Genomic DNA, 13853 nt, shown 5'->3' on the forward strand with positions numbered 1-13853 from the left:
GGTGCTTGCGGGTGGGAAGTTTCATCAAGGTCTCCTTTGGGATGACATCGCCGCGACACCGCGTCGCAGCGACCGTTTCGAACGAACGCAATGCTCGCCGCAGAGAGCGGTTCGGTCGATCGGGCCGTTGCGGACAACCGCGAAGCGCTGCCAGGACCACCGATGCCCGCGCGTGCCGAGGCGTACTCCCAACCGAAGTTGCGAGGCGCCAAGTGCCGCTTCGAGTGCGTGCCGGCTCTCGCGGGATCGCGGCGAAGGCGTGCGGTTGCCGTGCCGCCGACGACCGCAAACAATCCGCTCATCGACCGCCACAGAGCCCCAGCGAGGGACAGCGCGGGCACATCGAACCGAACCGGAGCCACCGCCATGAACATCTCTCCGCCCACCGAACTGCTCACCGCGCGCCAGCTCGCCGCCCGCTGGGGCCTTTCCGAAAAGACCCTTGAACGCTGGCGGATGCTGGGCACCGGGCCTGCGTTCCTCAAGCTCGGCAGCCGCGTGCTCTACCCCATCGATGCCATCGAGGCGCACGAACGGCGCCACAGCCGCCGCTGCACGGCGGGAAGCGAAACAGCGGGGATCTGCCGGTGAAGAGTCGCGGTCATCGGAACCTGCGTAAGCGTCTCACCCGGCAACTGCGCGCGCAGATCGCCCAGCACGGCATCGAGCCGGTGCTCGACCGGATGTTCGGTCCCGGCTCCTGGCGCTACGACGAACGTGAGCGGCTCTGGATCGTGCCGGACACCCAGGACAAAGGGCCGGGACGTGCCTACTACTGCGTCAACGCCGACGGCGACTGGTTCAAGGCGCGGCTCGACGGGGAGCACACCCAATGACCACCGCCGCCATAGACGCGGTCTGCATTCCGCCCCATCCCTTCTTCGACTTCAACGACGCGCCCGACCACATCGAGCGCCGCCATAACAAGGACGACCTGCGCAACCGCCTGCTCGATCAGCTCGAAGCTGTCCTGAGCTACCTGTTTCCGCGCGGCAAGCGCCAGGGAACGCGCTTCGTGGTCGGCAATGTGCAGGGCGATGCCGGCGACAGCCTGGTGATCGAGCTCGAAGGACCGAAGCGCGGCGTGTGGATCGACTTTGCCACCCATGAGTCCGGCGACGTGCTGGCGCTGTGGGCCGCAGTACGCGGCTTTGCGCTGCCGCGCGACTTCGGGCAACTGCTGGATGACGTCGGTGATTGGCTGGTGGCACCGACCTCATTCCTCCCGGCGCCGGCCAAGTCATCCACCGCCCATGACACGCTCGGCCCACATACCGCGAAGTGGGACTACCGCAGCGCCAATGGCGAGCTACTGGCCTGTGTGTATCGCTACGACACACCGGACGGCAAGCAGTACCGGCCGTGGGACGTCAGAGGCCGCGCCATGCGCATGCCCGAGCCGCGTCCCCTCTACAACCTCCCCGCACTCCATCCCACCGATACCGTGGTGCTGGTCGAAGGCGAGAAGTGTGTCGATGCGTTGATGCAGGTTGGCATCGTCGCCACCACCGCGATGGGTGGCGCCGCCACGGCTCTCGAGAAGACGGACTGGTCGCCGCTCGCTGGAAAGACCGTCATCGTCTGGCCGGACAACGACGAGGCCGGCGCCAGGTACGCCAAGGCGGTGATCCCGAAACTGCTGAGCATCGGCGCGAAGGTGGAGCGCATCAGCGTGCCCGACGACAAGCCGCCGAAGTGGGATGCCGCCGATGCCGTGGCCGAAGGCGTCGATGTGCATGCCTTGCTGGCCGGGGCGATGCCGATTACCAGCGCCCAACCCCACCAACCGTTCGAGATCACGCAGTGGCGCGCCCGCGAACGCTTCACCGGCGAGCCGCAACCCCGGCGCTGGCTGGTCGAAGGTGTGTTCCCCCTCGCCCAGGCCGCGCTGGTAGCCGCCGCCGGCGGTGTCGGCAAATCCTTCCTGCTGCTGGCACTGGCGCGCGAGGTCGCCGCCTTCGATGGTGCCTGGTCCAACGCGCCCACCCTGTTCGGCGGTGTGCTCGCCGGCCAGGGCGTGGCGATCTACGTCACCGCCGAGGACGACGGCATCGAGGTGCACAACCGCCTGAACGCGCTGGGCCCGATTCCGGATCGGCTCTACGTGCTTCCCCTGCCCGATGCCGGCGGCGCCGTACCGCTATTCGCGCCCGATCCGGCCACCAGAGGTCCCTCGACCACCCCGGCGTGGCTGGCGCTGGAGCAGCAACTGACCGCCCTGCCCGGTCTGCGACTGATCATCCTCGATCCCCTGCAGCCGCTCTGCGCGCTGGATTTGAACGTGCCCGAGAACGCGCAGTTTGTCTGCTCGCGGCTGGCCGCACTGGCCGCCGCTACCTCCGCCTCGGTGATCGTCTCCCACCACTTCGCCAAGCGCGAAGCCTCCACACCGGAGCAGGCCCGCGAAGCGATCCGGGGCACCGGCGGCCTGGTCGATGGCGTGCGCTCGGTCTATGCCCTGTGGAACCCGAAGGAGGATCAGGCCAGGGCGATCTGCAAGGCGCTGGGCGAACCCTTCGAGCGCGGCCGCGTCGTCATGGGCGGCGTGGTCAAGGCCAATGGCGCGGCCTGCCTGCGGGTGACCACCTTCCTGCGCGACAGCCGTGGTCTGCTGGTGGACCGCAGCGAGGCGCTGGCTCGGGCCAATCGAACCGACGTGGACCTGCTGCCCGAGCTCAAGGCCGCCATCGCCCGCGCCGCGGCCGAGGGCAAGCCCTACACCAAGACCGGCGGCAACGGCGTCTACGAGCGCCGGCACGAACTGCCGGAAGCCTTCCACGCCATCGGCAAGCACCGCTTAACCGACTGGGTGGGTACGCTTCTGGATCGGGGCGAGCTGGTGATGGCCATGGCCGAGGGCTCCAAGCTGGTCAAATGGCTCGATGTGCCCGACGGCCCGGTGGCGCGCGGCGAGGCGGTGTTCGTGATTGGCCATTTGGGGCGCTCCGCACCGTAGGGCCGCGATGCCAAGTGAGCATTCCCGGCTTCCCGCTTCCCGACCGGGAACGCAGGGCCGGGCGGGAAGGCAAAACAGCTGCAACGACAAGAACTTGAACCGTTCCCGGCCGCAAGCCTTCCCGGACCGGGGTGGGAACGCGCAAACCCAGCAACGGCGGCACTTTCCCGGTTCCCGGCGATTCCTCTCTAAAGAGAGAGGGTGAGCATCGGGAATGCTCACCTCACGCGAGTGTTGATGCTGGCCGTACCAGGAAGCCGCAACCCGCCCAGGCGAAAGGGGTCCTTCCTGGCCGAAAAGCCATGCGGGGGGCGCGAGCGCGGCGCTTCGCCACCGTCAGAGTGCAAACCGGGGTTTGCACGGTTTGCGGTTTGCACCCGCCGGCCTCGACCCGCTCCAAAGGCGAACAGGGTAATCCTGAAACCAATGGGGCAACGGCAACCGCTATTACCCCATTTCCTGTGCGCCCAGAAGATCACTGCTAGCGACAGATACTATCCGCATCTGATAGCATCCCGAAGCCACATCGGGGGAAATCGAAGCATGCGCACAGTGATTGGCATCCGGCCGGCCAAATCCGGCCGTCGGGCGATCGATGACGCCAACGGCCCCACGCCCACCGTCTGGTTCGATTCCTGGCGGCAGTTGGCCAGCCTGCTGTCGGACGAAAACCGCGCGCTGCTGCGCCTGATGCGGGAGCGGCAACCACGCACGGTGTTGGAGCTGGCCGAGTGGTCTGGTCGCGCGGCCAGCAACCTGTCGCGCACCCTGCGTCACCTGGAGCGCCACGGCCTGGTCAAGCTGCACCGCAGCCCGGACACCCGTGCCGTGCGCCCGGAGGCACTGGCCACCGAATTCTTGATCGTGTTGGATTGAGAATATGGTGATACCGGATCACGGCATGAGGTTATCGAGCAAAACGCCCCGAATCGAGGGGTAGCGTGCGATATGGCGGCCGCGATAGAAACGCAAAAGTTTGAATAAACGACATTTCTTCTATCGCGCAAATCGGATAGTCAATTTCGCTGACGGTCGATAGGGAGGGTGAAAGGGAGCATGGCGGCAAGGGGAGAACCGACGGATATTCACCAGGGACATCGCGAGCGCCTGCGCACCCGTTTCCTGGAAGACGGCCTGGACGGATTCGAGGATCACCAAGTTCTCGAGTTGCTCCTCTTCTACGCCATCCCGCGCGCCGACACGAACCCCATCGCCCACAAGTTGATGCGCCGCTTCGGTTCCCTCTCGGCGGTGCTGGAAGCCGATCCGAAAGACATTGCCAGCGTCGAAGGCATGGGCGACAAGGCCGCCGCCTTCCTGAGCCTGATCCCACAGGTCACCCGCCGCTACTTTCACGACCGGGTCAACCGTGATGCCCCGCGGCTGACCAGTTCCGAGGTGGTGTCGGAATACCTCGTCCCGCTCATGGCCGGGCGGCCCGAGGAGGTCTTCTACGTGCTGTGCTTGGACAGCCAGTGCCGGGTGCTCTATCCCGCGCTGATCGGCGAGGGCACGGTCAAGGAGGCGCACGTCCACCCGCGGCATGTGGTGGAGGAAGCGCTCCGGCACCGGGCGGCAAGCGTCATCCTGGCCCACAACCACCCGGGCGGCACGGCCAAGCCATCCAATGCCGATCACCAGCTGACTGCGCTGCTCGTGCAAGCGCTCGGTGCCATCGGCATACCGGTGCTGGATCACATCATCGTGGCCGGGGAAAAGGCCTACAGCTTCGCCCGCGAGGGCGTGTTGCCCAAGTACAGCCCATGAGCGAGGGGAAGATGGAATACACGGACAACCAGAAGCAGGCCATCGAAACCCTCGACGGCAACCTTCAGATCATCGCCTGCGCAGGCTCGGGCAAGACCCAGGTGATCTCGCAGCGGATCGTCAACATCCTGAAGACGAAGGCGGGGGATGGCATCGGCCCCGCCAACATCGTCGCCTTCACCTTCACCGAGAAGGCGGCAGGCGAACTCAAGGACCGCATTCATCGCCTGTGCAAAGAGCAATTGGGCTCCGACATCGGCCTGGCAGAAATGTACGTGGGTACGATTCATGGCTTCTGCCTGGACTTGCTTCAGTCTTACGAACACCGGTATCTCAAGTACTCGGTACTGAGCGATGTGCAGCAACGCCTGCTCATCGACCGCCACAGCCAAGAGTCGGGCCTCTCCGATCTCGTGACGCACGACGGCAAGCCGCTCAAGCGCTGGGGCGATTCCAAGCTGTACCAGAAGGTACTCTCCATGGTCCGCGAGGCGGAAATCGACGAGGCGGAGCTGGGCGACCATCCGATCCGCCAGGCGCTCGCCAAATACGCGAGTCTCCTGGATTGCAAGCGCTACCTGGACTACAGCACCTTATTGACCGAAGCCGTGAAAACACTCGCCACGGATGAGAACCTGCAAGGCAAGATGGCCGAGCGGGTGAAGTACCTGATCGTGGATGAATATCAGGACGTCAATCCCCTCCAGGAAACGCTGATCACGCTGTTACATCGCTTTGGGGCGCAGGTGTGCGTGGTGGGCGACGACGATCAAACCATCTACCAGTGGAACGGCAGCGACATCGGCAACATCCTGGGTTTCCGGGAGCGATATCCGGCTGTGGCCCAGATCGAGATGGGCGACAACTTCCGGTCGAGCCGTGGCGTCGTGGACAGCGCCCGCCGCGTGGCCGAAGGCAATGCCGGGCGGCTGCCCAAGACCATGCAGAGTCGTGACCAGCAGCCCTACGAACAGGGCGACCTTCTTGCACTGGGTTTCCGCTCTCCTGAAGAGGAAGCCGCCTGGATCGTCGGCAAGATCCAGGCGCTGCGCGGCCGGCCCTTCGTCGAGAACGACGAAACGCGCGGTCTGACCTGGTCCGACTGCGCGATCCTGCTGCGCAGCGTGAAGAACAGTGCGGAGCCGATCGTCGCGGCACTGCGCAAGGCGGGCGTGCCCTACCTCATCAAGGGCATGAACCGCCTGTTCGAGACGCGCGAGATCAAGGCGGCGCGGGCGATCTTCTACTACCTGAACGACGAGATCGGCGCACACGAGTTGAAACAGGCCTGGGTAGATGCCGACCTCGGCCTTCTCGAAGCCGACTTGGACCAAGCCATCGCCTGGCTGGATGCCGAGCGGGCGGATTGGGCAAACCGCTGGCTGACCAGCGAACGCTCGCTCCAGCATGCCTTCTTGGGCTTTCTGAACCAGGCACAGCTGCGTGAGGAAAAGGTGCCGGCAGGAGACCTCCTCGGCCGCACGCGCGGCGAGATCGTGTACTACAATCTCGGCAAGTTCAGCCAGATCATCACCGACTACGAGTTGATCCACTTCCACTCGGAGGCGACCTCGCTGTACGGGGGATTCGCCGGCTTCCTCCGCCACCAGGCGCCCGACTACTACCCCGAGGGGTGGGAAGATGCCGGCTATGCCCGGCCCGATGCCGTCCAGATCATGACGGTGCACCAGGCCAAGGGCATGGAGTTCCCGGTGGTCTTTGTGCCTGCCTTGGTCAACAACCGGTTCCCCTCGAAACGCCCCGGTGGGCGCCAGTGGTACCACGTGATCCCCAGGAACGCCGTGGTCGGTGCCGATCGCTACCTCGGCACGGTCGAGGATGAGCGGCGGCTGTTCTATGTGGCGCTGACGCGCAGCAAGAAGTATCTCTTCTGTACCTGGGCGCCCGAGGGCAAGCGGGGCTACGACAACCCATCGCCCTTCCTGCGCGAATTCGTCGCGGGCGGCTACGCATTGACCAAGGAGCCCAATCTGCCCGCACCGCCGGTCATCGAACCCAAGCCAGCGGTCGAGCGGACGGAGATCGCACTCACCTTCAGCGAGCTCAAGTACTTCTTCGAGTGCCCGTACCAGTTCAAGCTGCGCTTCCTGTATGGCTTCAACCCCGGCTACAACGAGCGGCTGGGTTACGGCAAGTCGCTGCACGACGCTTTGGCGGAAGTGCATCGCCGCGTGCTGGATGGGGCGCAGATAGACGAAACGGACGTTCCCGCGCTGTTGGACACCCACTTCCATCTGCCGTTTGCCTGGGAGGAGCTTCGTACCGACATGCGCGCCAAGGCGGATCAGGTGTTGCGCCGCTACTTTGCCGAGAACGCCGAGATGCTCGACAAGATCGAGCATGCGGAGAAGACCATCGAACTGAAGCTCGCCGATGGCGTGGTCGTCCATGGGCGGATCGACCTCATCCGACGCACCGACACCAACCAGATCATCGTCATCGACTTCAAATCCACCGACCGGGCGCAGGAGGAGGATGCCACCCGCGACCAGTTGAACATCTATGCCCTGGGCTACCAGCAGCTCACCGGCCGACCGGCTGATCTGGTCGAGATCTACAACCTCGACGAGGGCGCCGGGGCCGCGGTGCGGGAGCTGGTGGATACTGCGCTGTTGGCGCAGACTGAAGAGAAGGTGGTGGTGGCGGGTCGCACGATCCGCGACGGGAACCTGTGCCGGCCGCAACAGTGCGACGGCTGCGACTTCAAGGGCATCTGCCGTTCCGATATTACGGCGTAAGAGAGGAAAACATGGCCACGGGCAAACTGCTGCGGCAACTCATCAAGTCCGGAATCGAGGGCAACGTCGAGGCGTTTCGTGCCGCTTCCGAAGAAGTGATCAAAGAGGAACGGCAGAAGCAGCATCACTTGCTCGCAAACGATCTCGAACGTCTTCTCTACGGGCGCCCACGTGATACGGGCGTCGCCGGGAGCAAGATTGCGGTTCCGGTGGATCGGGAGCGCAACCTCGCCTTGCTCGACATCCGCGAGCCGGTTCGCCGGATCGAAGACGTGATTCTCAGCCGTGAAACGCAGACGGCCGTGGAAGAGGTCTTGCAGGAACATCATCACCGAGAGCGTCTGGGTGGGTACGGCATGCGCCCGGCGGACCGGCTCCTGTTCTACGGGCCGCCCGGTTGCGGCAAGACGCTCACGGCGGAGGTCATCGCCTCGGAACTCGGCCTGCCGCTGGCCGTCGTCCGCGTGGATGCGGTGGTGTCGTCCTATCTGGGCGAGACCGCCGCGAACCTGCGCAAGGTGTTCGACTTCGCGGCTGCCCATGCCGCCGTGGTGCTGTTCGACGAGTTCGATGCCCTGGCCAAGGAACGCGCGGACGAGTCCGAGCACGGCGAGTTGCGGCGCGTGGTCAACGCCGTGCTCCAGATGATGGACGCCTATGTCGGCCGCAGCGTGCTGATCGCCGCAACCAACCACGAAGCCATCCTGGACCTGGCGATCTGGCGGCGCTTCGAAGAAGTGCTGATCTTCGAGCCCCCGACCATCGAGCAACTGCGGCGGCTGCTCGCCCTCAAGCTGCGGGGCGTGCGGCGGGAGTTCGAGATCGATGAGGTCACCGCCCTGTTCAAGGGCATGACCCATGCCGATGTGGAACGGGTGTTGCGCCGGGCGATCAAGGACATGATCCTGGCCGGGGAGGAGTTCCTCGCTGCCCGCCATCTGGAAGGCGCGGCCCGCCGGGAAAAGCCGCGCCTGGCCCGGCAGCGGAGGAAGTAAGGCGTGCCGGAGACCTACCCGCACCTGCCACTGGCACGCGAGCAGCCGGTCAATCCACGACGACCGAGACCCGCGCCCTTACGCCCGCCCCAGCCGGCCGACCCGCGCGCCTTTGGCGCCGGGCTGAGGCAGAACCTCCAGGCCGCACGCACACGCGCGGCGGAAGAGATCGGTGGCTTCGACGAGCGGCGGCTCATCAAGCTGGAGCTCGCCACGCCGCTCGATCCGGAAAGTTTCAAGGCCATCTCCCGGGAGATCGAGATCGTCAGCCAGGAAGATCGCTTGGTCGTTCTCGCCTTCGCGAGCGAGGCCGCCCTCTCCGCCTTCGAGGCCAAACTCGCCACCCTCGCCGAAGGCGGTCGGCCCACGCGGCAGGACCTGCTGTTCGCGCTGAAGGGGTTCGACCACTGGACGGAGGACGACCGCACCGGCTGGGCACTCAAGCAGGAAGGCTGGCCGGCGGACAGCCCGTTCACCCTCGACGTGGAGCTGTGGCCGGTCCCGTCCGGCCCGGAACGCGACCGGCTCTGGCAGGCGTTCGAAGCCTGGTTGCGCGAGCAGGGCATCGAGAAGCTCGACGCTGTCAAGCAGGCGGGCCTCATCCTGTACCGCGTGCGCCTGAACCGTGACCAGGCGACCCGGCTTCTACGCCATCGGGACGTTCGAACGCTGGACCTGCCGCCACGTTACGGCCTGGAGCTTGCCCACTTGCAGACCGACATCCAGGCGCTGCCGCCGGTTTCCGCCCCGCCGCCAAACGCACCGGGGATCGCCGTGCTCGACAGCGGGCTGTCGACCAACCATCCGCTGCTTGCGCCAGCAGTGGGCGATGCGCAGAGCTTTCTCCCTGGGCGGGATGCCGAGGATGGGCACGGCCATGGCACCCACGTGGCGGGCATCTCCCTGTATGGCGATGTCGAAGGGCGAGTGCGGGAAGGCGCCTTCACGCCGATGCTCAGGCTGTTCAGTGGTCGTCTGCTGGACGAACACAACGCCAACGACAGCGGGTTCATCGAAAACCAGGTCGAGTCGGCAGTGCGCTACTTCCACCGCGAGTACGGCTGCCGGGTGTTCAATCTGTCCTACGGCGATTTGCGCAAGCCCTACCTCGGACGCCACGTGCGGGGGCTCGCGGTGACGCTGGACACCCTGACCCGCGAGCTGGGCGTGTTGTTCGTCGTGCCCACCGGCAACTTCGAGGGCACCGACACCTCGCCCGCGGATTGGCGAACGGAGTACCCCGGTTACCTGCTACGAACGGAGGCCGCGTTGATCGACCCCGCGCCGGCCCTCAACGTGCTCACCGTGGGCAGCCTGGCGCGCTGGGATGCGACCTTCAATGCCCAGCGCTACGCGGACGATCCCGCCGAGCAACCCATCGCCCATCGCGACCAGCCCTCGCCGTTCACCCGCTCCGGGCCCTCGGTCGGTGGTGCCATCAAGCCCGAGCTCGTCGCATACGGGGGCAACTGGGCGGTCAATCTGCGCGCCGCCAACCAGTGGCGCGTCACCCAAGGCCTCGGAGAGCTGTCCACCAGCAAGGAGTTCGCCGCAGGCCGGCTGCTCGGCGAACAGGCAGGCACGAGTTTCGCGGCACCGCACATCGCGCACCTCGCTGCGCGCATCCTCGCCGAGCATCCCCAGGCCGACCCCAACCTGCTGCGCGCGCTGCTCGTCGCCCACGCACACTGGCCCGAGGCCTGCGAGGCGCTCCTGACCGACAAGGCGCAGCGTCTGCGGCTATGCGGTTATGGCCGGGTGGAGGAATCCGCGCTGACACGATCCACCGAGCAGGACGTGACGCTGGTCAGCACGGAAACCTTGCCGAATCGCTGCCATCACTTCTACGAAGTGCCCATGCCGGAGGACTTCCTTGCCGGTCGATCCCGCACGCGGGAGATCACGGTCGCCCTGGCACACAGCCCCGCCGTGCGCACGACGCGCCTCGGTTACAAGAGCTGCGAGATGGAGTTTCGCCTCGTGTGGGCGGAGGACCTCGCCCACGTGACGCGGATGTTCAATGCGGCGACCTCGAAAGAGGATTACCAGCGCATCCCCGAAGCCAGCGACGCGCGCATCGGCGCGAAGAAGCGCGGGGCGGGCACGGTCCAAGCGGATACCTGGACCTTGAAACGCATCACCAGCCAACGCCGTGAGCGACGGCTATTCGTCGTCGTCACCCGCATCGACGAGGCGTGGGGGCGCGACCTCACCCTGACCGAAGAGCCCTACGCGCTGGCCGTCGTGCTGCGCGACCGTGAAAACGCCGAGGCCCGGCTGTACACCCAACTCCAGGCACGACTGCGTACCCGCATCCAGGCGCGCGTACGCACGTGAACGAACCCGACGAAAAAGAACGACCATGCCCAACATCGACATCACCAAACCCGAACTCATCTGGCCCGGCAAGTACGACGAGCAGGGCAACCGTGTCATCAACCGGGGCGTGGCCCTGCCCTTCCAGGTGGTCGAGACCATCAAGGAAGGCCGGGCGACCCGCGAGCCGGGGCACGTGAGCGACCTGTTCAGCGCCCGCCCCAGCGGCAACGACGAGTGGCGCAACAAGCTGATCTGGGGCGACAACCTGCTGGTGATGGCGAGCCTGCTGGAGGAGTACGCGGGGAAGGTGGATTTGATCTACATCGATCCGCCATTCGGAACAGGAGCCGATTTCACCTTCAAGGTCCAGGTCGGCGATGAGGATATTGCACTGCCGGGCAAGGAACCGTCACTGGTCGAGGAGAAGGCGTATCGGGACACGTGGGGGCGCGGTTTAGAGTCGTACCTGTCCATGATCGAGCCACGGCTGAGACTGCTCCGGGAACTTCTCGCAAATACGGGTTCGATTTTCATCCATGCGGACGTCCACGTTGGTCCCTATCTGAAGCTTCTAATGGACGAAATCTTCGGCAAGGAGAATTTCCAGAACGAGATCGCTTGGTACTACTACAACAAGATGCATGACAGCAGGAAACGGCTCTTGCCCAAGGCTTTCGACCAGATTCTTTACTACGTCAAATCGAAAGAGGCGCCATACAAGTTCAATCGCCTTACCGAGGAACGGGACGCACCGGTGATGCAGCTCAAGCGGGTGAAGATCGATGGAAAGATGGTCAACGCCCGTGATGAAGACGGGAACGTCATCTATCAGGAACGAACTGATCGAACGGTAGATACAGTGTGGCGTATCCGCTGCCTGCAACCCGCCAACAAGGCCGAGTGGGTCCACTACGAAACGCAGAAGCCCGTCGATCTCATCGAGCGCATCCTGGACTTGGCGTCCGATCCGGGTGATCTCATTCTGGACTGCTTTTGCGGATCAGGTTCCTCCCTCGTCGCCGCCGAACGCAATGGCCGCCGCTGGATTGGCTGCGACCTCGGCCGCTTCGCCATCCACACCACGCGCAAGCGCCTGCTGGACATCCCCGACTGCAAGCCCTTCGAGATCCTCAACCTCGGCCAGTACGAGCGCAAGTATTGGCAGGGCGTGACCTTCGGCGGCGAGAAGCCGGCCACGCCGGATCAGGCAGCAGTCGCCGCTTATGTGCAATTCATTCTGGAGCTGTACCACGCCCAGCCTCTGCCCGGCACCCACATCCACGGGCGCAAGGGCGGAGCGCTGGTGCACGTGGGGGCGGTGGATGCGCCGGTGACCATCAGCGAGATCAACGCCGCGCTGACCGAGGCCGCCGAACTCGGCCAGAAGGAGCTGCACATCCTTGGTTGGGAGTGGGAGATGGGCCTGCACGACCCGCTGGTGCAGCAGGCCAAACAGTCCCACGGCCTGCGCCTGCGGCTCCTCAACATCCCGCGCGAGGTCATGGAACGCCAGGCGGTGGAACGGAATGATGTGCGCTTCTTCGATCTTGCGCATCTGCAAGCCGGGCTCGTTCCCGTCAAGGGAAGCACGCGCAAGGTGAAGGTGCGTCTCACCGATTTCGTCATCCCCGACACCGACCTCATTCCCGAAGAGGTGCGCGGCAAGATCAGAAAGTGGTCCGACTACATCGACTACTGGGCGGTGGATTTCGACTTCCAGCACGACACCTTCATGAACCAGTGGCAGGCCTACCGCACGCGCAAGAACCGCAAGCTCGACCTCGAATCCGCCGAGCACGAGTACGAGAAGAAAGGCAAGTACCAGGTGCTGGTGAAGGTGGTGGACATCTTCGGCAACGACACGAGCCGGCTGCTGACCTGGGAGGCGAAGTGACATGAGTCAGGCCGAACACGCCAACGTCCTGGAACTGGAACTGCCGGAGATCGCCGACCGCGATCCCTACTCCCCGCCCACCAGCCACCTGGAGAAGACGGGGGCCAACACGTGGTCCGAGGTGTCGGGCCGGCGCGAGAGCCGGACGCTCCTGGTCAACCAGATGCGCGAGGCGGTGGATACTTGGCGCGAGCAGGGTTACCCGGGCGCTACCGACACCACCCGGCGGCTGCTGAGCTGGTGGTTCGAGGAGGATCACCTGCTGCCCGGCGGCGGGCCGTTCCGCTATTACTTCTGCCAGCGCGAGGCGGTGGAGACGGCGGTGTACCTCTTCGAGGTGGAAGGCCTCATGGACGTGGGCGACCTGATCAACCGTTACTTCAAGAGCCCCGATCTCCTGGAGCTGGAGATACTGACATCGAGCCGCGGGCAGCGCTTCATCCGCCGCTACATCCCAGAGATCGGCAAGACCGCCGAGCAGGAGCTGCCGCCGGAAAACCTCGCCCGCTACGCCATCAAGATGGCGACCGGCTCGGGCAAGACCGTCGTCATGGCGCTGCTGGTGGCGTGGAGCTATCTCAACCGCCGGTTGGAGGAAGGCTCAAAGCACGCCGACAACTTCCTGCTGGTCGCGCCCAACGTGATCGTTTACGAGCGCCTGCGGGAGGATTTCGAGTCGGCGCGCATTTTCCATCAGCTTCCGATTGTCCCCCCGGAATGGAAGCACGAGTTTGCGCTAACCACGATCCTGCGCGGAGAAGCGCGCGAGCCCTTGCCTTCCGGCAACCTGTTTTTGACCAACATCCAGCAGATCTACGAGGACAACGGGCCTGTGGCCGGGCCGATCAACCCCGTCGCGGCATTGCTCGGCAAGGTGCCGAAAGCCACGCTCGATAGCGCGACGCCCATGCTTGAGCGCCTGAAAAGGCTGCCGAACCTGATGGTGTTGAATGACGAGGCGCATCACGTCCATGACGACGATCTCGCCTGGAACCAGACGTTGCTCGCCCTGCACGACAACCTCAAACGCAAGAGCAAAGGGGGACTCACCCTCTGGCTGGATTTCTCCGCGACGCCGAAGAACCAGAATGGCACCTTCTTCCCCTGGATCGTGGTGGACTACCCGCTCGCCCAGGCGGTGGAGGACCGCATCGTCAAGACCC

Annotated in this window: 10 protein-coding genes; all 10 read left to right on the forward strand. The window is 64.9% G+C overall.

Going from position 1 to position 13853, the window contains the following annotated elements:
- Positions 1–366 precede the first annotated feature (366 nt).
- Positions 367–591, forward strand: a complete 225-nt coding sequence (locus IRZ12_RS09365) for a helix-turn-helix domain-containing protein (RefSeq protein WP_296467673.1) — start codon at positions 367–369, stop codon at positions 589–591.
- A complete protein-coding gene (locus IRZ12_RS09370) occupies positions 588–836 on the forward strand; it encodes a hypothetical protein (RefSeq protein ID WP_296467676.1) in 249 nt (82 codons plus the stop codon). Before IRZ12_RS09365 ends, IRZ12_RS09370 begins: the two co-directional genes overlap by 4 nt.
- On the forward strand, positions 833–2956 hold the full coding sequence (locus tag IRZ12_RS09375) for an AAA family ATPase (protein ID WP_296467677.1): 2124 nt from the start codon (positions 833–835) through the stop codon (positions 2954–2956). Before IRZ12_RS09370 ends, IRZ12_RS09375 begins: the two co-directional genes overlap by 4 nt.
- A 543-nt stretch (positions 2957–3499) precedes the next feature.
- Complete coding sequence (locus tag IRZ12_RS09380; RefSeq protein ID WP_296467679.1) at positions 3500–3832, forward strand: helix-turn-helix domain-containing protein; 333 nt, start codon at positions 3500–3502, stop codon at positions 3830–3832.
- Positions 3833–4012: 180 nt separating this feature from the next.
- Positions 4013–4723 (forward strand): DNA repair protein RadC, encoded by a 711-nt coding sequence (gene radC / locus IRZ12_RS09385; protein WP_296467681.1) that lies wholly within the window; start codon positions 4013–4015, stop codon positions 4721–4723.
- On the forward strand, positions 4720–7482 hold the full coding sequence (locus IRZ12_RS09390) for an ATP-dependent DNA helicase (RefSeq protein WP_296467683.1): 2763 nt from the start codon (positions 4720–4722) through the stop codon (positions 7480–7482). Before radC ends, IRZ12_RS09390 begins: the two co-directional genes overlap by 4 nt.
- An 11-nt stretch (positions 7483–7493) precedes the next feature.
- Complete coding sequence (locus tag IRZ12_RS09395) at positions 7494–8477, forward strand: AAA family ATPase (RefSeq protein WP_296467685.1); 984 nt, start codon at positions 7494–7496, stop codon at positions 8475–8477.
- A 3-nt stretch (positions 8478–8480) separates the two neighbouring features.
- Positions 8481–10814, forward strand: coding sequence for a S8 family peptidase (locus IRZ12_RS09400; protein WP_296467686.1), 2334 nt, complete (start codon positions 8481–8483; stop codon positions 10812–10814).
- Positions 10815–10839: 25 nt separating this feature from the next.
- The gene (locus tag IRZ12_RS09405; RefSeq protein WP_296467688.1) at positions 10840–12690 is read left to right on the forward strand and encodes a site-specific DNA-methyltransferase; all 1851 of its coding nucleotides are present in this window, start codon (positions 10840–10842) and stop codon (positions 12688–12690) included.
- Between the two features lies 1 nt (position 12691).
- A partial coding sequence (locus tag IRZ12_RS09410; RefSeq protein WP_296467690.1) for a DEAD/DEAH box helicase family protein occupies positions 12692–13853 on the forward strand: 1162 nt, incomplete at its 3' end.

Origin of the sequence: Pigmentiphaga sp. (genome assembly GCF_019689535.1) — a bacterium.
In the GTDB taxonomy this organism is placed as follows: Bacteria; Pseudomonadota; Gammaproteobacteria; order Burkholderiales; family Burkholderiaceae_B; genus Pigmentiphaga.